We start from the raw sequence: 22498 nt of genomic DNA, 5'->3' as shown, positions 1-22498 counted from the left end.
AATTTCTATTCCCCCCCCTAGCAAATGGAGATAGCCTTACCTCCTTAGAATTTGAGCGACGTTACAATGTAATGCCACAGCTAAAAAAGCCCAACTTATTGAAGGAAAAGTTTATATGGCCTCACCATTAAGATTTGAACCTCATGCCGAAACTCATGCTAATTTAATAATTTGGTTGGGTAATTATAAAGTAGTGACTTCTAGTGTAAGATTGGAAGATAATCCTACGGTGCCACTCGACCTTGACAATGAACCCCAAGCAGATGCAGTCTTACTCATAGATAGTCAGTGTGGAGGGCAGTCCTGCTTGAGTAATGATGGATATATTGAAGGGCCACCCGAACTTGTGGCCGAAAGAGCAGCTAGTACAGCAAATATTAACTTACGGGATAAAAAATGAGCTTATCTTTGGATAATAACATAATTCAAAGCCTTATATTTCTTTGATTATGGCTAGCAGTTTCAGCGCTTTTAGCTAGAGATATGGCAGAAGTTCTCAAAAATCTACAAGCTGGGTTAGCTTCTGAGAAACACCATAATTTTCAACTTTAATATTCTCAAATTTCTTGCAGTTTAGACTTAAATAAAAGAGCAATTGATTATTTAGAAAATGTCGATAGTTTTACCAAAATTGAAAATTAAATGGGAAAGCCTTCTAAATATATTTTAGAGAAGGTTTAGAAATAGAGATTAATAGATAAAGCTAACAAATTTGGAGTCAGACTAAGGGCTATATATTATGCTTTGAAAAAAAAATCAAAGTTACAAAAAAAACAACTTCATTATTTGGTTAAAAATTAGGAGAAGGGGATATTATTCAGTTTTCGATATATCAAATTAAGATTGAGAGCTACTTGGAGAAATTAATGTTTTTCAGTTCTTAATCTTTTTTTTAATTGAAAATTTTAGTAGTATTAACAGTAGATAAATATAGACAAATTAATTATTATTTTCCATCATATATGAACTACGAAACTATACTATTCACATCATTTACGCCAAGGAACTAATTGTAGTTTAAATAATAGGAATTAATCAGTAAAACACACCATATATAGTGGTATTGCATAATTATTGATAATCAAGTTTAATTTGTCATTAATTATAGTACAGTTAAGTTTGTAATTCATCATAGTAGAGTTCTATTTTTATGAATAAAGGATTAAAACGTAGGAAATTCTTAATTTATAGTTCGGCTGCTCTAGGTACCAGTATTTTTCTCAAATCTTGTAGTAATAATAATAATACCACAACTAAAGATGACAAAATTAAAGTAGGTATTCTCCATTCTCTCAGTGGCACAATGGCAATTAGCGAAACTACAGTAGTTGAAGCTGAAAAATTAGCAATTGAAGAAATAAATGCTGCTGGTGGTGTATTAGGTAAGCAAATAGAAGCAATTGTCGAAGATGGTGCTTCTGACTGGCCAACTTTTGCAGAAAAGGCAAATAAACTTATCGATCAAGACCAGGTAGTTACTGTTTTTGGTTGTTGGACTTCTGCTTCCCGGAAGTCAGTTTTGCCTGTTTTTGAATCTAAGAATCATATGCTTTGGTATCCCGTCCAATATGAGGGTCAAGAATGCTCCAAAAATATTTTTTATACAGGTGCTGCTCCTAACCAACAAATTGAACCTGCTGTAAATTGGTTATTAGAAAATAAGGGAAAAGAATTTTTCTTAGTTGGTTCTGATTATGTTTTTCCTCGTACTGCAAATACAATTATTAAAGAGCAGTTAAAGGCTAAAGGAGGTACGACTATTGGTGAAGATTATTTACCTTTAGGAAATACAGAAGTTACTCCAATTATTACTAAAATTAAACAAGCTTTACCTAATGGTGGAGTAATTTTTAATAGTCTTAATGGCGATAGTAATGTGGCATTTTTTAAGCAGTTAAAAAGCACTGGTATTACTCCTGAAAAATACCCTGTTATGTCGGTGAGTATTGCTGAGGAAGAAGTTAGACAAATTGGTAAAGATTTTCTTGTAGGTCATTATGCTGCTTGGAATTATTTCCAAACTGTTGAGACAGAAACTAATAAAAAATGGGTGGAAAGTTTTAAAGCAAAATATGGTACAGACCGAGTTACAAATGACCCGATGGAAGCTGCTTATATTATGGTTTATCTTTGGAAGCAAGCAGTAGAGAAGGCTGGTACAGCTGATAATTTGGAAGCAGTAAGAATAGCGGCTATCGGACAAACTTTTGATGCTCCTGAAGGTTTGGTTACGATGAATGTTAATCATCATATTTCTAAGACTGTAAGAATAGGTCAAGTTCGTGATGATGGTTTATTTAATATAGTTTGGTCTACTAAAAAACCCATTGCACCTGTACCCTGGAATCAATTTGTGCCAGCAACTAAGGGATTTAGTTGTGATTGGAGTGACCCTAACAAAGGCGGTAAATTTAAAACTTAAACAGTTAATAGTTAACAATTAAGCATTTAATTTTTAGTAATTAGCTCTCAAAATTTTGATGAATTAAGTAAGGATTTGTTGTAGAAAAATTATATTAATTAAGTTGCTTCTATTTATTTTATAAATTATCTTAAATAGAGGAAGAATAATTTTTTTTTAAATACAATACTTAGTAATTATAATCTAGTTTAAGGCTAAAAGCTGATAGCTGAATCCTGATATTAATATTTCTCATAAATTTCACTTAGGAAACTCCATAATAATTAGTAATTATTAATATTTACAGCAGGTTAAATGCATTTAATTATATATATATAGCCATCCTATTTTTATTTTATTTGTGTGTAAAATTTTACTGCTTTTTGAGATAATAGTTTAGAGTCAATAGGTAATTAATAATAGTTTCAAATTTGATTTCTAGTTCTTGAGTTGTCACAACCTATTTGGAGTTAATAGAAGTGTTTATTGAGTTTAATGAACACTATATAATAATCAATAATAAAATGTGATAATAAAACTTTAGAGGTTTAGTTTCCAAGTCCCGTTTTCACTTAGCTTTGGAAACTAAACAGCGTTAAATCAAATATTAAAACCTATTTAAATCCTATCTGAAGAGTAAAATCAATGGATGGCTTGAAGGTAGCAGGAACTAAGATTTGGAGCTATTCTTTTCAGAAGGCTTATCATTTTCTATGCAGAATTTAGAATTGCTATATATATAAAATCAATTGTCAATAAGCATAATAGGACTAGGTTTATTTATAACTTTCCCTAGTTTATTGAAAATATGGTCTGACTCTGTAGATTTACAGCAGTTTTTAATCCAATGAGGTACAACTATTTACGGTTTTAGGAAATAGGAAATAGGTAAAAAGATGGAGATAAAATTTAACCTCACTATCTTAACAATTGCTGTAATACTTGATGTAATTTAATTCCTTATTTGGTATTCATAAAATAGCCAGGAGAGCATAAATATTTAGTTTTCCAATTTTCCCTATTGCTGAAGGTCTTATAAGGTATCTGTTGTCCTTTCCTTGTGACCATTTTCCCTATTTCCTAAAAACTCACCCCTAATTGTAATGCAAGAATTATTAATAGCTATATTTAACGGTATTAGTATTGGTTCAGTTTTGTTAATAGTCGCTCTAGGATTAGCCATTATTTTTGGACTAATGGGAGTAATTAACTTAGCCCATGGTGAATTAATAATGTTAGGTGCTTATACGACTTTTGTAGTTCAAAATATTTGTAATAGTATAGGTAAACCTATTGCTAATATTTATATTTTTTTGACTATTCCTATTGCATTTATAGTTGTAGGGATCGCTGGTTTAATTTTAGAAAAAAGCGTAATACGTTTTCTCTATGGTAGACCTTCAGAAACTCTACTAGCAACTTGGGGAGTTAGTCTGATTTTGCGTCAATTTGTACGGAGTGTAAATGGAGTTTTAATTATTGGTATAACAATTTTTTGTATTTTATATTTTGGGAATCTTTACTTTCTTAAAAAACGTCGGTCTGATTGGGATAAAATTAAAAATTTAGCAAGAGCAATTATTTTTTTCTTGTCTTTAGGAATTTCTATTACTTGCGGATTTTTATTAACAAATCCTAAATTAGTAAAACCTTGGTTTAGTTCTAGAAATATTGATGTTACTGCTCCTATTTGGTTACAAGGCGGATTACCTATTGGTGATTTTCAATTACCTTACTCTCGCGTATTTATTATTATCTTAACTGCTATAAGTTTGCTAGGAATTTACTTATTTTTGAACCAATCAAATTGGGGTTTAAGAATTAAAGCTGTTACTCAGAATAGAAGCATGAGTGCTTGTCTAGGTATCCCAACAAATCAGGTTGATAGTATTACATTCTTTTTAGGTTCAGGATTAGCCGGAATTGCTGGTTGTGCAATTACATTATTAGGTTCAGTTGGTCCAAATACGGGACAGAATTATATAGTAGATGCTTTTATGGTAGTAGTAGTTGGTGGAGTAGGTAATTTATTTGGTACTGTCATTGCTGCTATGGGAATTGGTATTATTAATTATTTGATTGGTTCAGGAGCTATAGCTTTAATTTTGGGAAATACGGACAGTTTCAAATTTTTGACTGACTTATTTAATTTTTTTGCAACTACTTCTATGGCAAAAGTAATAGTATTTGTTTTAATTATTGTTTTTTTACAACTTAAACCAGCAGGTTTATTCCCGCAAAAAGGTCGAGGAGTAGAATTATAGTTTTTGGGTAAATATTGAATTAAAAGTACCTACTAAACTAGGAAAGTTTTTCTACAAAAATTTATATCCATAGTAATTATTATATCTAAATTTGAGTACAAAATTCGTCTTTTTGAGCAGATATATTCCATGCAATTTTTTTACAGATTAGTAATAGCAAATCAGATTATCAAAACCACGTTTTTTTATTCCGTTCTAACCCTTCTGTCCCCTGCCTGACTCATAAGTACCTTACCTTGATAAATATTGGTTCTGTTGAAAACAGATTTGGTATAATTCCTATTGTGTAAAAATAAAACTTCAGAAAAATAACTGAACCTAAATAAGTAAGAAAACACTATAGTAATCCTATTTTATTTTCCTCTAAAATATTACCATATTTTTAACAATAGAGAACAGAAAATAGTCAATGGGCAAGAGCTGATAAATTTATTTCTACTTATGGAATTGTGACAATCTATAAGCAAGTTTCTGCTATATATATAGCAATCCTAAATCCTAAATATAAAATCATCAGCTTTCTTACAAAAAAGCTCCAAATCCTGTTTTTTTTGCCTTCTGTATCCTCCATAAGTGCTGCCCATAGTTCTCACTTTTCCGATATAATTGCTAAATATAACAACCACAAATTGTTAATCAAAAATATGATTTTAAAGCTTAAAAGTCAACATAGAAAATTATTAACTCAAACTGGCATAATAGTAGTGATAGCTGTAATCTTTGCTATCATAATGCCATTAGCTTTATCAGGATTTAGACTAAAATTATTAGGGCGTTTTCTCTCTCTAACAATTGTAGCTTTAGGTATAGATTTAATATGGGGTTATACTGGTTTATTAAGTTTAGGTCATGGCATATTTTTTGCACTAGGAGGTTATGCTTTAGCAATGCACCTAAAACTACAATTACCAGAAGGAGAATTACCAGAATTTTTTACTCTTTATGGTGTAGAAAAACTTCCTATATTTTGGCAGCCTTTTCACTCATTTCCTCTAACAATTTTAGCAATTATAATTATTCCGGCTGTCACTGCGGCAATTCTCGGTTATCTAGTATTTAAAAATCGGATTAAAGGAGTTTACTTTTCTATTATTACTCAAGCAGCTTTACTAGTATTTTTTAACTTCTTCAACGGTCAACAAAAACTAATTAATGGTACAAACGGTTTAAAAACAGATATAGAAAAATTTTTCGGTATTTTAGCAGGATCAGAACAAGCACAATTAATATTTTATGAAGTGACAATTATTAGTGTTATTATTATTTATTTGATTTGTCGTTGGCTAACCAGTGGTAGGTTTGGTCGCCTATTAATTGCTATTAGAGATGATGAAACTAGGGTAAGATTTTCTGGATATAATCCCACCCAATTTAAAGTTTTAGTATTTGCTATTTCCGGTGCTATTGCCGGAATTTCTGGAGCATTATATACAGTTCAAAGTGGTATTGTTACCCCTAGTTATATGGAAGTAGCTTTTTCAATTGAAATGGTTATTTGGGTAGCTGTGGGAGGTAGAGGAACTTTAGTTGGTGCAATTATTGCCACATTATTAGTTAATTTTGGGCGTACTTTTTTAAGTGAAAAATTTCCGGAAATATGGTTATTTTTTCAAGGAGTATTATTTTTATTAGTTGTGACAATATTACCTAATGGAATTGTTGGTTGGTGGCAAGAATATGGTTGGTTAAAGTTGCGATCGCTTCTTGGTTACTCTCAGTCAATTATGACCTACCCTAATATAGATAAAAATCCAGAAGTTCAGGTAGAAAGGGAAGAAGTAGAAAAACAACAATTAGGTTCAGATGAGGTAAAAAAGAAGTGGTAGAAAAAATTTTAGAAATTCAAAATTTAACTGTTATTTTTGATAATTTTAAGGCTCTGAATAAACTAAATTTTACCATGGATACTGGTGAATTACGATTTATTATTGGTCCGAATGGAGCCGGAAAAACTACTTTTTTAGATGTGATTACTGGTCAAGTTAAACCAACAACAGGAAAAGTATTATTTAGAGGTAAAAATTTAATTAAAATTCCAGAATATAAAAGAGCTTGTATGGGAATTGGGCGTAAGTTTCAAACACCCAGAGTATATCTGAATTTAACTGTTAGAGAAAACTTAGATTTAGTTATTAATCGTCATAAAGGAGTAATTGCTACTTTATTTCGTAAAATTCCGGCAGCAGAAATTAGAAGTGTAGCTGGTTTATTGGAAACAATAGGTTTAATTGGAAGAGCAAATATTAAGGCTGCTTTTTTATCTCATGGTGAAAAACAACGTTTAGAAATAGGTATGTTAGTTGCTCAATCTCCTGACCTATTATTAATAGATGAACCTGTTGCTGGTTTGACTGATGAAGAAACAGAAAATATTGGTTCTATTTTGTTAAATTTGGCTTCTAGTCATTCAATTATTGTGATTGAACATGATATGGAATTTGTGCGTCAAATAGCCGAAAAAGTAACTGTTTTACATCAAGGCTCTGTACTTTGTGAGGGAACTATGGATGAGGTACAAAATGATCCCAGGGTTATAGAAGTTTATTTAGGGCTGACATCCTCTCCGGCTATTAGTCACAGAGAGTCCTACTGAGCCTAAGCTTTTAGGGGGTTTAAGGCTTCATTCGCTGCTGGACCCACCTCTGTTGCTACCCTCCCAACGAGGGGATGGGAATGGGCTACCCTAGCCTGGTTTGTCCGTTTTTTGTCTGGTGACTGCCCGGCCGTGACTAATAATTTATTGTTGTATTTTCTGCAGTGGTCGTATTTGGTACCATAATGAGGACATTCCCATTGATGAATTGATAAATCTAATTTTCCTCCTTTAAAGCCACAATTTGAGTCAACTTGAGATGTGGGCTCCCGACGACTAATTACTCTGAAATCACGATCATATTTTGATGCCTTTTGAGTTTATAAAATCTTAATACATAACTTCTGTGAAACGGTATTATAATTTAGGTGGCCAAGAGTTAGGGTTAAATTTTGTAGCACTTTATTATAGACTAAAATAAGAAATTAAAAAAATAAAAAAAATGAATGTTGATATCCAGAATAAAACTGAGAAAAATCAGCTGAATTATTTCGCCCTACAAATATCCGATTTAAATGTATTTTATGGAGAAAGTCATATTCTGCGTCATGTTGATTTAAGTGTAAAACAGGGGGAAATGGTATGTTTAATTGGTAGAAATGGAGTGGGTAAAACAACATTATTAAAAACATTAATGGGATTAATAAAACCACGGAAAGGAACAATTAAATTATGGGGTAAAGGTATTGCTAAACTGACAACGGACCAACGGGCTCGTTTAGGTATTGGTTATGTACCCCAAGGTAGAGAAATTATACCCAGATTGACAGTAAAAGAAAATTTATTGTTAGGTTTAGAAGCTAGAAAAAAAGGTAGAAAAAGAAAGGATGAAATACCTGAAGAAATATTTGAATTGTTTCCTACTCTGAAAACAATGTTATTTAGAATGGGAGGAAACTTGAGTGGAGGTCAACAACAACAACTAGCGATCGCTCGTGCATTGATGGGTAAACCAAACTTACTTTTGTTAGATGAACCAACTGAAGGTATTCAACCCTCTATTATTTTAGAGATAGAAACTGCACTCAGAAATATTATTGAAAGTAGAAATATTTCTGTTCTCTTGGTAGAACAACATCTCCATTTTGTACGGAAAGCAAACCGATACTATGCAATGCAGAAGGGAGGAATTGTTGCATCAGGAAATACCACGGAACTAACTCAAGAGGTGATCCAAAGATTTTTAGCAGTTTAGTTTGTAAAGGAATTTAGGTGACTAGAATTAATTTAATCAATTTATATCATGCCACTCCTAAACTTATGTGGAAAAAAAATAGAGTTGTTGGGAATTAAGCTAAAAAGATAGCTCAAACCTAAATTAAGTCAATATTGATAGCGTTTTTCCGAACCTGAAATTCTGAAAATTTTATATAGTAAGTTTTTGAGCATTATTTAATTTTCCCACACCCAAAAACTCTAAGATAGAAAATAAAACTAACAGTAGTAGATGGAATTCTAATTAATTTGCTTCAACGTTTTACAGTAACCATAACTTTGCTCACCCTAACTGTTGGATGTATGTCGACTCAACAGTTTAAAAACAAAATATCTCCCACCTTAGAGAAAAACCCGATCTTAATTAATAATTGTCATTTAACTTCACACACAGAAAATAACTCCCAAACTTTTCTCGTTTCTCAAAACTCTAATTCTAGTCAACAATGTGCTTCCATTGACCCTTTTAGTCAAGCAATTAGGTTTGCTACAAAAGCCGCAAACTTAGCTCAATATGCAAGAACCAAACAACAATGGGATAGAGTAGCACAAGAGTGGGTGCAAGCAGTAGCTTGGATGCAAGCAGTGCCCCCAGAAAACCCTAGACGTGTTTTTGCTGAGAAAAAAGTTGCTGAGTATATGAGAAACCTAGCTTATTCTCAACAACAAGCGGCTTCTGCTCCCTCTAAATTTAACCCTGTTTCTTTCAATAGTAATATTCTTGATATCCAGTTAAAACTTTATTTATCTTACATTGCCACTATCGGTGTACCAGATGTTTTAATTGTTGGGAGTTCCCGTGCTTTACATGGGGTCGCCCCCCAACAACTACAACAATATTTAATGGCTAAAGGTTATCCTCGGTTAAATATATTTAATTTTGGTATTAATGGGGCTACAGCTCAAGTAGTTGACTTTCAACTCCGACAACTTTTAAGCACTAACCAACTGCCAAAATTAATTATCTGGGCTGATGGAGTACGAGCTTTTAATAGTGGGCGAGTGGATCGAACTTATAATTCAATTATTGCTTCTGAGGGTAGAAGACTATTGCTTTCTGGCATTCGTCCCGAGTTACCTCAAGCTCAATCTAATTTTGCTTCTACCTGTTATCAGTTTCCTCAACCCTATAACGTATTTTCACCCAGTACCAATTTTCCTTGGGATACATCGGTAGGGGAGACAATAGAGGTTAAGGATAGCCATATTAAATTAGGTAATTATATAAAATATTTCTATGAACCCATTGAAGTTCCCCATAACAGGTTTTCAAACCTTTATACTCCCGTTCCCAAATCAGTATTTTTGGAAAGGCCTATTAGGGAAAATTCCTCAAACTCAACCTCTTATACCCAAAACTATACTCTACCTGTACAAACAGTAGCGATCGCCAATGCTGCTAATGCCATTAACGCTAATGGTTTTCTGGCAATAGATAGACAATTTAATCCTTCCTATTATTATCGACAACGACCTTATGTAGCAGGTCTTTACGATGGTGACTATGCCAGTTTTTATCTTGGAGGTACTCAAGGAGCAGCTTTAAATTCCCTTGTTAACTTTACTAAATCTCGAAATATTCCTTTAGTATTTGTTAACTTACCTCTATCTGATAGTTATTTAGACTCTGTACGTTGGTCCGCTGAAAAAGAATTTGATTCGTGGATGCAACGTAAAGCGAGAGAAAATGGCTTTAGGTTTCTGAACTTTAATTTATATCAGCCTCAACTAGCCAAAAATGAATACTTCTTTGATCCCAGTCATTTAAACCGTTATGGTGCTGGTGCTGTAGCTCGTTATCTTGCTGTCAGTGCTGAAATTGCTTGGCCACGTTGAATAAATCATAACTCACCGTTAGTCTATATATCAAACCTAAAATTGTATATATCGTCCCAAACTCAGCCTGAATAGCAGTTAGATGAACTTCAAATTATGTATATGCTAATTTAGCTTTTAAATTTTCTTTTACATCTTTTTCCAATGCTTTTTAATCTAATTTTATTGAACGGCATTGTACCTTAATTGTTTCCAATTTTAGGCGAAAAAACCATCTATATAATAATGGTATTCCTACCCCAAATATATAAGAAAATTATCTAATTTTACCACTATTTTCCACCAAAATAAAAATTCTTACTTTTTGTCTGAAGTCTAAACTGTAAAGCCTGATTGAAAATAGTTTCTAGTTTACTTGATTTTATTATACTCAATTTTTATCTCAATCTTAATTAAAACGACTATACTTTCTAGCATATAGAAAAAATCCTTCCATAGTTCTATTTTTTACCATCATTGCAACCAACTTTAGTACCTTTGCTTTTCGTTTATTTTCTGGTGCTAGTTATCCCATTAGTATAAGTTATTATCCAATAATAAGACTTAGTACTACCCTCGTTAGAATTACATTTTATTTTATCGGTTATAAAGTTTAGCTTTTAGGTAAAGAAAAAAGTTGAATTACTCATACACGAATTAATCGCAAATAGCCTCCCCAGTCAACCAATAAAACTAATATTTTTAGCTGTGATGGTAATTTTTACCATACCTTACTTAACCTTAAAATCGGGTTATATCATCGAAGTTTACCCAAATGTTTATCAGGCTTTATACTGCGAAAACTGCTAATTGCCTCAGTGTTTATACTAGTTTATAATCATTAATTACTACCATAATATTTATTTGCCCCGTTTTAAATTGCCAACGTAAAAAAAGGTAAAAATCAAATAATAGTGGGAAAAATAGAGACAATGGAGTATTTAAATTAAGTTTATGAAAAGTAAATTAATCACACTAGTCTATTCAATACTTATTCTATAAGCCTAATAAATCAAGAGTAGAAGATCATAAAACCTAAGCTATTTTTATCCAAAAAGAATATTTAAACAATTATTATCAAGACTTTCCCATGCATATTAAATTAAGTCTACACTATATGTAAGAGTGCTTCATGTTTAGATAGGTAGGGCTAGCTATTAAACACCAACTAAAGACAGTAGTTATGGTTCAGTTATGACTAAACATATTTAGAAAATAATGGAGAAAAATAATACATGCAAAATACTCCTGTTATTCAACTGATAGATGAAGCTAAAAACATCGCAATTAAAGGTTCATTGTGCCAGGAAAAAGGCCAATTAGAAGAAGCAGCATTTTATTATCAACAGGCACTAAATCAGAATCCAAATTTACAACAAGTTAACTATAACTTAGGGATTATACACTATCAACAGGGAGATTTATTAGGAGCATATCAGAGCTATAAAAAAGCAATTGCCCTAAAACCAGACGATATTAACGCTTATTATAATCTGGGCATTGTCTTGCAAAATCAAGGTTTATTAATTTCAGCAATTGATAGTTATCAGCAAGCAATAAACTTATCAAAAAGTGAGAAAAGTAACCCTCATGAAACTATAGTTAATTGTTACAGTAATTGGGGTTGTATTTTATTGCATCAAGGTCAATCAGATGCAGCAATTGCTGTATTTAAAGAAGCTTTATTGCTGAAACCAGACGACTTTACTATCTACAATAATATTGGTCAAGCCCTATTACAAAAAAGTCAATTAGACCAGGCAATAACTTACTTGAAAAAATCCCTAAAGTTAGAACCTCAATTTACCATATCTCTTTATCATCTTGGTCAAGTATATCAAAGTCAGGGATTACATGAAAAAGCAGTTAAATATTTTCAGCAAATCATAGAACTAGAACCAGAAAATCTAACAGCTTATAGTGAGAGTTTTTATTCCCTAATGGAACAAGGAAAACTCTCAGAAGCCATGACTAATTTACAAAAAGCTATTCAGAACAATTCTTTTGTGGAAGGTTACTGTAAATGGAGTAATTTATTAGCAGAAAGTACAGATGAATTAGACAAAGGGAAAGTAGCCGGCGCCAACTTTTTAAAAGCTCTAAAAAACTCTAATTTTCCCAATTCATTATCTCTGAAAGAAATTTCTCAATACCTGATAGAAATCTATCTACATCTAGGGAATGTATCAGGAGAATCTGACCTGGATGAACAAGCAAAAATTTATTATAAAAAAGCTTTAGAACTGGAACAAGTAACAGCAGAAGATTATGTCAAGCTAGGTAATAGTTTAGTCAAGCAAAATCTGATAAATTCAGCAATTATTATTACTAATCTAGGATTAGAAACTTATCCAGAGCATCCCGAAATATTAGAGAATTTGCAGAGTTTATCAAAATCAAAAAAAGCTCAGAAAAAGCCGAAATTTTTATCATCATCCTGTGAAAGATTAAACAGTAGACCATGGTGGGAACAAAATTTTCAAGAATTTAATATGCTCCACTTAGGCAGTAGAATTTATAGCTGTTCAGAAAATCAAACAACGACAAATATTCTCAGCCAAAATAACTCATTAAAAAGAGCAGAAACAGAAACATTTGTAGCTCAACTACTATCAGGTAGGGCATGGGTTGTACCCCAGAAAAAATATGGGATGATTAATAATGCAATAGCAATTATCAATCAAGATAATCAACTTGTAAAAGAGCTTTCCTGGAACGAAGCAGGTCAGCTAGGATGTCAAAATTCTGATGAAAATAAACAAGAAATTTTTGACTTAGAAGAACTACCAGAATTAGAAAAAATAGATGGTAAAGTAGCAGTATTATCAGGATTATATGACCATGTATATTTTCATTGGATGGTAGATATATTGCCGAGGTTAGAAATTCTAAAGCTTCATGGCATAGACTTAAAAGAAATAGATTTTTTTTTAGTTAGTAATTATCAGATGCCATTTCAAAGGGAAAGTTTGAATGTATTAGGTATTCCCCAAAATAAAATTATCTCCAGCGAACAGCACCCTTATATCCAAGCTAAAAAATTAATTGTTCCCTCATTTCCTGGAGATTTAGGTAGGCTAACATCCTGGAGTTTAGAATTTCACCGTCAGGTATTTTTATCAAGAATAAAACAGGAGATATTTACAGAAAATAAAACCAGCTCATTCTATCCAGAAAGGATATATATAAGTAGAAATAATTCACGATATAGACGAGTTTTCAATGAAGAAGAAGTACTCTTAAAATTAAGTGAAATAGGTTTTGTTTGTATTCAGCCAGACTCAATGAATTTGAAAGAGCAGATAGCCATATTTTCTCATGCCAAAGTGATTATTGGAGCTCATGGTAGTGGACTGACAAATATTATATTTTCTCCTAGAGGAACTAAAGTTATAGAATTAGTATCACCTAACTATATTAGACATTATTATTGTGGGATTAGCCAAAAAATAGGACTGGAACATTACTATTTAAAAGGAGAAGATTTTGGTTGTGCTCCCATCCGGAAATTAATGTATCAAAATCCTCTGACAGAAGATATTATCCTGAATCTTAATTCTTTAGAAAAAGCTCTAAAAGTTCTTGGCATTATTGAGAAGAAAAAAATACTAGAAACAGTTTTCAGTAGTGAGATAAAAGCGTCTATTCAGAAAGAACAACAAGTAGGTATTAGGAAAAAAATATCTCAGGAAAAGAAGAAGCTACCGATGAAACAGGTAGGTCAAAAAATATCATTAAAAGTTAACTCCCAAGAAATAGCTGGTCAGTTAAATAAACAAGCAGAATTATACTTAAAGCAAAAAGAATTAGAATTAGCCAAAACTACCTGTACTCAAGCCTTAAAATCTCAACCAGATTATAGCCCAGCTTGTAAAACTTTAGGGAATGTTTTTTATGCTCAAGGTCAAATAGAAACCGCCTGGTATTGGTATACAAAAGCTATAGAATATCAGCCAAATTTTGCAGAAGCTTATGCTAACTTAGGCACATTATCTGTAAAAAAAGAACAGTGGCAAGAAGCAATAAGTTATTATCAAAAAGCTCTAAAAATTCAACCAAAATTTGCCGGAGTTTACCGAAACTTAGCCAGAATTTATCAAAAAATTGGCAGCTATACTGAGGCGGAAAAATTTTCGATAAAGGCTGAATATTTAGAACCTGTTAATCAAAAAATAACTCCAGAAAATCAAGCCATAAAATTAACTTTATACTACAAAAAGTTAGGCAAAAGATTGCAATCTCAAGGGGAAGTAGAAGCAGCTTGGCAGTCCTATAAAAAATTTCTTTCTTTAGAAAAAAATGACCCAGAAATTTATCTGAATATCGGTAGTTTATATGCTCAACAGGAACAATGGATAGAAGCAATTAAATGTTATCAAAAATCTTTGGTTATCCAGCCAAATTATGCTGATGCTTACCGTCAACTAGCTATAGCTTGGAGAAAAGTTGGTAAGAAGACAAAAGGTGATAACTGTTTGTATCAAGCCTACAGTTTAGAGCCTGGAAAAGCTACAGCAGAAGAACATTTAATATTAGGAAATAGTCTGCTGCAACAAAAGGTAATTTCTCAAGCAATATCGTGCTATTGTCGGGCGATAGAATTAAATCCTAATTTATTAGGAGCTTATGAAAGTTTAGGGGAAGCATTAAAACTGCAAGGAACAAAGAAACCTACTACAAAAGTGTTTCCTAATTATTGGCAAAATCTCGAAAATTCTCTCAATTTACTAATAGGAGAAAATCACCAAAATAGTCAGGGAATAATTCAGCAGGTTCGGGCTGATGATACAATTCATATTATTCAGAAACCTGAAAATTTTCAAAGAGTTGTTAGTAAAGGAGTTAGTAGAGTGATATCAACTTTTGATTTAAAAAGTGATTTATCGGACTCTGTTAATTATCTAGAATCATCTTTATCTGTGTTAGAAAATAGTCAGGATAAAAGGGTTACAAACTATAAGGAAATTACGAAAACTTTAGCTCCCAATAAACCTCTAATCATCGAAGCAGATGTCACTAATGTTTATGGGAATATAGAGGGAGAAAAAACCGTTATGAATAGTCCAAAAAAAGCTAATAATAATCAGATTATTCACTCCACTTTAAAACTGAAAGAAATTTCCAAAGTCAATGAGGTAAAACAAATAAATTCAACGTTTCTTTTAAAAGATATGACATCTAATGGTGTGAGAAATATTCCTAATGTTTATATTCAGGAAGCTCAAAAATATTATGAGGAGGGATTTTATGAAAAAGCAATTTCTCAATGTCAGCAAGCGATTTCTCTTAAAATAGATGTAGCAGCAGCTTACATAATTATCGGAGATTCTCAGAAAAAAATTGGGGAAATAAAACAAGCTGAGAGCAGTTACAAAACAGCTCTGGAAATTCAGCAAAGTTATGGTTTAATTTATATAGTATTAGGCAATTTATATGTTGAGTATAAAATTTTGAATTTGGTGATTTATTGTTATGAAAAAGCGTTAGAAATAAAACTAAAGGTGGCTGAGAATTATTACAAATTAGCGATGGTTTTGACTGAGTTAGGTGAAACATTAGGAGTTCTAGATTTTTGGTACCAAGCTTACTCTTTAGAACCTAAAAAAGTAACTGCTAATGACCATTTTAATTTAGGAAATAAATTGTATGAGAAAGGAAAAATTGCTCAGGCAGTATCTTGTTATCAAAATTCTATAGAGTTAAATCCTAATTTGGGTACAGTTTACTATAATCTTAGTTTGGGATTAAAATGTCTCGGAAGATGGGATGAAGCAGTTATTTATTACCATAAAGCTAAGGAAATTTGGGCAGATAAAAATCAAAATCAGAATAATTTAAAGGGTGATGTGAATTCTAATATATCAGCAAAATTAGAAGATAAATATCAGAATATTCATCAACTAAGTGCAGCAGAAATTAAAGATAAAGTTGGGGCAGATAAAAATCAAAATCAGAATAATTTAAAGGGTGATGTGAATTCTAATACATCAGCAAAATTAGAAGATAAATATCAGAATGGTCATCAACTAAGTGCAGCAGAAATTAAAGATAAAGTTTGGGAAAATAAAAATCAAAATCAGAAGAGTTTAAAGGGTGATGTGAATTTTAATATCTCAGCAAAATTAGAAGATAAATATCAGAATGGTCATCAACTAAGTGCAGCAGAAATTGAACGGAAAAGTGGTGAATTACTGCAGTTGAATCAGATAGTGACAAATCAGATTAATTATTCTCAAAAAGCAGAAGTTAAAGAACTATTAAAACAAGCTAAGACTTATTATTTAGAAGGATTGTTTTCTGAGGCGATCGCTATCTGCTATTCAGTAATTAAAGTTGAAAAAAACTCAGAAGCTTATCAGATAATGGGGAAAGCTTTTCAACAGAAAAATCAATTAGATAATGCTATTAATTGTTATGCTCAAGCACTGAAACTAAATCCTAACGACTCAGGTGCTAATTATGAGATGGGAAATATATTAGCTCTTTTACCAGGCAAATTAGAAGAGGCTATTACTTATTACTATAAAGCTCTTGAAATTGATCCATATTTGACAGAGGCTTACTACTCTTTAGCTAATATTTTTGTCAACCAAAACCAGCTTAAAAAAGCTGTAATTATCTATAAAAAATTGATTGAAATTCAGCCAAATATCTGGGAAAATTATCATAATTTAGGGAATATTTTAATTGAGCAAGAAAATTTTTCAGAGGGAATTTCGGCTTTATATTATGCTATAAAACTAAATCCTAGTTCTTCTATTTCTTATTTAAAATTGGCTGAAATATTAGCTAAGTCAGGGAAACTTTCTGAGGCAATAAATGCTTACCAGAAAGTAATTTTCATCGACCCCAATTTGGCTGAGGCTTATCAGTATTTGGGTGATATTTTAAGAAATAAAGGGGAGAAAGAAGAGGCTATAAAGGTTTATAGAAAAGCTATTGAAATTCAGCCTCAATTATGGACAGTACATCATAAATTAGGTAGTTTATTCCAGGAAACAGAGAAGTTAGAAGCAGCTACTAATGCTTATAGGAAATCTATTGAATTGAATCCTGATTTTTGTTGGTCTTATAATAATTTGGGGGATGTTTTAGTTAGGTTAGAGAAGTGGTCGGAGGCGGCTGGTGCTTATGGTAGGGCTATTGAGTTGAATCCTGATTTTTGTTGGTCTTATAATAATTTGGGGGATGTTTTAGTTAGGTTAGAGAAGTGGCCAGAAGCGGCTGGTGTTTATCATCAGGCTATTGAGTTGAATCCGGATTTTCCTTGGAATTATTATAATTTGGGAGATGTGTTGGTGAAGTTGGAAGATTGGGAAGGGGCTATTATTGCTTATAGTCAGGCTTTAGAATTCAAGTTAGAGCTGCCGGAAGCCAAACAAAAGTTAGATAATGCTCTACATCAAAAAGTCAAATCTGGTTTGCAGTCTGTCCTGAATTATTATCTTAGAGCTATTGAACAAGAACCAAATAATGTAGAGAACTATTTCAAGGCAATTGAGATAGAACCAAATAATCCTGAATTGTATTTTGGGTTGGGAAATGTTTGGCTAGAAAAAAAGGAATTTGACCAAGCAATTACTAGTTACGAAAAAGCAATTGACATTAATCCTAACTTGGGAAAAGTTTACCAAAACTTAGCTAGAGTTTTTCAGGAAAAAGGAAGGGAAAAAGAAGCTAGGGAGTCATGGTTTAAAGCTTTGAGTTTAGAGGCAAGTTTGGCAACGGCAGAACAACATTTTAATTTAGGAAGTGAGTTTTTACAAGAAGAGCAGCACAGAGAAGCTGTGACTTGTTATCGCCGAGCGATCGCCTTAAACCCCAGTTTTTTAGAAGCTTACTTACTTTTGGGTCAAGTTTTCAGGGATGGCCAAAAATGGTCAGAAGCTATTTCTGTTTATCGACAGGGACTGAAGCAAATTCCAGAAAATCAAGAACTTCAAACAGGTCTTAAAGAAACTTATAGCCAACAAAACCAGCAGCAAAAAATAGAGGAAAATAGTAACTATTCTACCCAGGAAATTCAAAGAGATTTAATTCACCTGCCACACGGAAATGAAGTAGAGAGGGTGAGGAATACTTCAATTGCTGCTATTACCATGGTATCTAAAAATTATTTGCCTCAAGCACGAACTTTATGCGAAACTTTCCTTGAGCATCATCCCCAAGCTCGTTTCTTTGTGTTGCTAGTCGATCAGGTAGATGGTTATTTTGAGCCAGCTCAGGAACAGTTTCAATTATTAACAATGGAAGACGTTCCTCTGCCTTCCGCCGATACTTTTCCTTATCATTATACCATTCTTGAACTCAATACGGCTGTTAAACCTTTCGTTCTTAAATATTTGTTGGAGAAATACGACGATATAGAAAATTTGGTTTACATTGATCCTGATATTCAGATATTTCGTCCCCTAGATGCAATTTGGAATGCTTTAAGAACTAACACGACAGTTTTAATACCTCATATGCGAAAGCCATTTCGAGACAATTATTCCCCTTCAGAAGTGCAAATTCTACAAAGTGGAACTTATAATCTAGGTTTTATTGGTCTCAAAAAGAATCAACATTCTCTTGAGTTACTCAAGTGGTGGATGGAAAAATTACATTTGGATTGTGTGGTTGATATTCCTAATGGTCTTTTTGTAGATCAAAAATGGATGGATTTGATTCCCGGGTATTTTCCAGATACCTATATTCTTCATGATCCCTCTTACAATGTGGCATATTGGAATTTACACGATCGCACTGTAGAAAAAATCGGCGATGAATATTTAGTTGATGGCAGACCTTTAGCCTTTTTCCACTTTAGCGGTTACTCTCCCAAAAACAGAAATAAGTTATCTAAGCATCAAACAAGACATAATTTATATGATCTACCTACGGTTAAAGAACTTTGTGACGGGTATGCAAATAAAATGTTGAAGTGGGGCTATTCAAAAGCTAAAAATTTTCCTTATGCCTATGGAAAACTACCTAATGGTATTAAGGCTTGCGAGCTAATTAATTACACTCTCAGGCAACTAATTATCAAAAATATACCCTTTCCTAGTCCTAAATTTGAAGCAGATGAGTTTTGTAAATTTTTGATGACTCCATCTCCATATTTATCAGGAAAAAATACTCCCCCAATCATAACATCTCTCTTAAAATTTAGACCTGATGTAGCGGCTGCTTTTCCTAATGCTTCTAATAATTTTTTGGATGAAGGATTTATTAATTGGCTAGAAGAAAGGGGAGCCACAGAACACAATATTGACGAATTATGTCATAAATTTAAACAATATTGGGTTAAAACAAACATTATTGAAGATCTACAGAAAATTCTCCGTAGAAGAACAGATGTAGTTACAGCATATCCAAATTTTGTTAGTGACCCTCAAAGTTATGATCGCTTTTGTGCTTGGTTAAAAAATTCTGGCCCTAGAGAAGAGAATTTAAAAACAGAAGAAATAGAAAAGTTTAAAAAAGCTCGTGGTGGGTATTTAAAAATTCTCAATCTTTACTTTTTACGCCCTGACTTACAAAGTGCATTTTGTAATATTCATCTTCCTAAAGTACGTGAGAAATTCCTGGAATGGCTAAAGTCTAATTTAACTTCTTTGCCAAATATAGATATTGATGAATGTTTGTGGTTTGATTTAGTCTGCGAAGTTCAACAAAAAGAGCTAACAGTCATTAATTTATTGTACAATTCCTATCTAAGACAATTAACTGGTAGTACTGCCAATTTATTTGAAATAGACAAAATTATCAAAAGTTTAGAGTTGGCAGAAAATCAGGAGGAGAAGAATGCAATTATAGAATTTTTAGCCTCAGAAAAAGCCCCTACTCCCTTATCTCAGCTAGAGGCTTTCTACAGGAGTCAAGGACTGCTAAAACATTTATTTCCAGATGCTTTTCAATCGAAAGAAAATCTTCAGGAACTACATGATTACCTCAAGGAAAACCCCAATATTCATAATCTTCCATCCCAAAGTAAAGCAGTTATAAAATGGATAGATAAACTAGAAGCAGAAATTCAAACCTATGGGGACGATTTTGTTGTTAATGTAGCAGGAAATTTCGACGCTACTACAGGTATGGGACAATCTGCTAGGTCTATGGAGCATACTCTCAAGGCAGTCGAAGTTAATTATTCAAAAATAATAGTTCCTAATACCTACATTGATAAAGATACCTTTTTTGATAAAGAAAATAAACTTCTATTGATGGGTTGGCCTCTACCAGGCAAGGGAGCTAACATAACAGTAGTAAATGCTGATAGCGTGGGGCAGGTTCACAAAATTCTACCAGATTTTTATTGGCAAGGTAGAAAAAATATTGGTTATTGGGTTTGGGAAACAGAAGAGTTACCTACCTCTCAAGCAAGAGCAGCTAAGGGATTTGATGAAATATGGACACCTAGTGAATATTCAGCAGCAGCTATTGGCAAAAAGGTAGATAAACCTGTTAGAGTAGTTCCTCATGTTATAGATTTTGCAGCACTAGATTCTATAACTTCTGATCGTAGTGAGTTTAACTTACCCACAGATCAGGTATTATTTGGCTTTTTCTTTGACCAGAAAAGTAGTCTGGAGAGAAAAAACCCGCGAGGACTGATTAAAGCTTTTAAAAAAGCTTTTAAGAGTTCTGAGGATGTGGTATTGCTTTTAAAGGTAAGTTCTCCAGTCCCCGGTAATTATGATTATGAAATGCTAAAATTAGAGTCAGATGGTTTGAATGTTATCTGGATAGAGGAAACTTACCATCGAGCTAAGACTCTCAGACTAATGAACTGTTTAGATGTTTATGTTTCTTTGCACAGGTCCGAAGGCTTTGGATTGACTTTGGCAGAGGCGATGGCAATGGGAAAACCAGTTATTGCTACCAAATACTCAGCCAATTTAGACTTTATGGATAATTCTAATTCTTTTTTGGTGGAAGCTGAGGTTATTGAAACTGATAGGAGTTATGGCGCTTATCCCAGAGGTACTCGGTGGGCAGAACCAGATCTGGATCAAGCAGCAGAGTTTATGAAATTTCTGTGCGATCGCTCTGTTCGGGAAAAATATGGTGATTATGCTTGTAAGAGTATTAAGGATAAACTTTCAGCAGTTGTTGTAGCATCTATTTTTAAGAAAATTTTTCATAATTTCTCTTAATGAAAATAGTTTTATATTAATTTAATAGGAGTATTTTGTATCTAATGGAAAATAGTAATAATGGTAAATTATATGAAGATTTACCAGAGGAATTTATTAAGTGGGCTTATCGCTTGTTTTTAGATAGGGAAGTTGAAAACCAGGATGCCATAGAAGATAAAAAAAGAAGAATAAAAAATTGTCGAGATTTAAGAGATATTTTTTTAAACTCAGAAGAGTTTAAAGCCAAAAATCAGTGGCATAAACCTTTACCACAACTTACTGATAAAAGTATTGTCTATGTAGAAAATGTAGCCCCAGGACGAGAATTAGCCCTTTTATTTAATCATATTCAAAATACTTGGTCTTATTTAGGTAAAACAGAACCTCATTGGTCTGTATTGTCCGCAGAAAACTTTAAACAAGATAATATTTCACAGACAATTAATTTATTTAACGAAACAGGTAAAAATGAAGTATCAAAATTATTTGCCTCCTTAGATAGAAATCAATTGGATTATAAATCATTTAAGTCAGCTATTGAATATGGTTGTGGAGTTGGTAGAGTTACAAGATGGTTGGCTGAAAAGTTTGAAGTTGTTTACGGCTATGATATATCCTCATCCCACTTGAAGGTTGCTCATCAATATATGACTGAGGTAGAAATCAAAAATGTTCAGTTAAATCAATTGGTTGCTCTTAGAGATCTCAAAAAACTTCCTCAGGTAGATTTCATATATTCAGTAATAGTTTTACAACATAATCCTCCTCCAATTATTGCCTTCATTATTAAACAATTTATGAATTCTCTTAACTCTGGGGGTGTAGCTTTTTTTCAAGTTCCCACCTATAAACATGGATATAAATTTTCTTTGAAAGAATATTTGAATGATCTTAATAAAGAAGCAGAAAATAATCAAATAGAAATGCATATTCTACCTCAAAAAGATATTTTTACAATTATTAGACAAATGGATGCTAAGTTAATTGAAGTTACAGAGGATAATTGGGCAGGGGAGGGATATATATCAAATACGTTTATAGTTCAAAAAAACTGACAGGGGCGATCGCCAATATTAGATAGTAAGTA

The 22498-nt window shown here is 32.5% G+C and carries 10 protein-coding genes; all 10 read left to right on the top strand.

The annotated features are described in order from the left end of the window. Positions 1 to 115 precede the first annotated feature (115 nt). The 10 genes from TERY_RS35845 (at position 116) to TERY_RS00505 (ending at position 22466) form a co-directional block, all read left to right on the top strand. A complete protein-coding gene (locus TERY_RS35845; RefSeq protein ID WP_011610024.1) occupies positions 116 to 400 on the top strand; it encodes a hypothetical protein in 285 nt (94 codons plus the stop codon). Positions 401 to 693: 293 nt separating this feature from the next. Then, a complete protein-coding gene (locus TERY_RS35840; RefSeq protein ID WP_370497356.1) occupies positions 694 to 801 on the top strand; it encodes a hypothetical protein in 108 nt (35 codons plus the stop codon). Between the two features lie 349 nt (positions 802 to 1150). Continuing rightward, on the top strand, positions 1151 to 2422 hold the full coding sequence (gene urtA / locus TERY_RS00540; RefSeq protein WP_011610023.1) for an urea ABC transporter substrate-binding protein: 1272 nt from the start codon (positions 1151 to 1153) through the stop codon (positions 2420 to 2422). 1082 nt (positions 2423 to 3504) lie between these two features. Beyond that, a complete protein-coding gene (locus TERY_RS00535; RefSeq protein WP_011610022.1) occupies positions 3505 to 4665 on the top strand; it encodes an ABC transporter permease subunit in 1161 nt (386 codons plus the stop codon). A gap of 644 nt (positions 4666 to 5309) precedes the next feature. Further along, positions 5310 to 6491 carry an urea ABC transporter permease subunit UrtC gene (gene urtC, locus TERY_RS00530; RefSeq protein ID WP_011610021.1) on the top strand — a complete coding sequence of 394 codons (1182 nt, stop codon included), beginning with the start codon at positions 5310 to 5312 and terminating at the stop codon, positions 6489 to 6491. Beyond that, a complete protein-coding gene (gene urtD / locus TERY_RS00525) occupies positions 6485 to 7258 on the top strand; it encodes an urea ABC transporter ATP-binding protein UrtD (RefSeq protein ID WP_011610020.1) in 774 nt (257 codons plus the stop codon). The genes urtC and urtD overlap by 7 nt, the downstream gene beginning before the upstream one ends. A 442-nt stretch (positions 7259 to 7700) precedes the next feature. After that, the gene (gene urtE, locus TERY_RS00520; protein WP_011610019.1) at positions 7701 to 8453 is read left to right on the top strand and encodes an urea ABC transporter ATP-binding subunit UrtE; all 753 of its coding nucleotides are present in this window, start codon (positions 7701 to 7703) and stop codon (positions 8451 to 8453) included. A 269-nt stretch (positions 8454 to 8722) separates the two neighbouring features. Beyond that, positions 8723 to 10309, top strand: coding sequence for a hypothetical protein (locus TERY_RS00515; RefSeq protein ID WP_370496334.1), 1587 nt, complete (start codon positions 8723 to 8725; stop codon positions 10307 to 10309). Positions 10310 to 11523: 1214 nt separating this feature from the next. Further along, a complete protein-coding gene (locus tag TERY_RS00510; protein WP_011610017.1) occupies positions 11524 to 21429 on the top strand; it encodes a tetratricopeptide repeat protein in 9906 nt (3301 codons plus the stop codon). Positions 21430 to 21473: 44 nt separating this feature from the next. Next, on the top strand, positions 21474 to 22466 hold the full coding sequence (locus TERY_RS00505) for a methyltransferase domain-containing protein (RefSeq protein ID WP_011610016.1): 993 nt from the start codon (positions 21474 to 21476) through the stop codon (positions 22464 to 22466). Positions 22467 to 22498 lie beyond the last annotated feature (32 nt).

The sequence above is a fragment of the Trichodesmium erythraeum IMS101 genome, from assembly GCF_000014265.1.
GTDB classification, from domain to species: Bacteria; Cyanobacteriota; Cyanobacteriia; order Cyanobacteriales; family Microcoleaceae; genus Trichodesmium; species Trichodesmium erythraeum.
Note: the sequence above shows the minus strand (reverse complement) of the source record. Positions and strands in the feature narration are given on the sequence as shown.

Coding starts and splice junctions, on each gene's coding strand:
- urtC (WP_011610021.1), top strand. CDS start 5,310: ATGATTTTAAAGCTTAAAAGTCAACATAGAAAATTATTAACTCAAACT.
- urtA (WP_011610023.1), top strand. CDS start 1,151: ATGAATAAAGGATTAAAACGTAGGAAATTCTTAATTTATAGTTCGGCT.
- TERY_RS00510 (WP_011610017.1), top strand. CDS start 11,524: ATGCAAAATACTCCTGTTATTCAACTGATAGATGAAGCTAAAAACATC.
- TERY_RS00505 (WP_011610016.1), top strand. CDS start 21,474: ATGGAAAATAGTAATAATGGTAAATTATATGAAGATTTACCAGAGGAA.
- TERY_RS35845 (WP_011610024.1), top strand. CDS start 116: ATGGCCTCACCATTAAGATTTGAACCTCATGCCGAAACTCATGCTAAT.
- TERY_RS00535 (WP_011610022.1), top strand. CDS start 3,505: ATGCAAGAATTATTAATAGCTATATTTAACGGTATTAGTATTGGTTCA.
- urtE (WP_011610019.1), top strand. CDS start 7,701: ATGAATGTTGATATCCAGAATAAAACTGAGAAAAATCAGCTGAATTAT.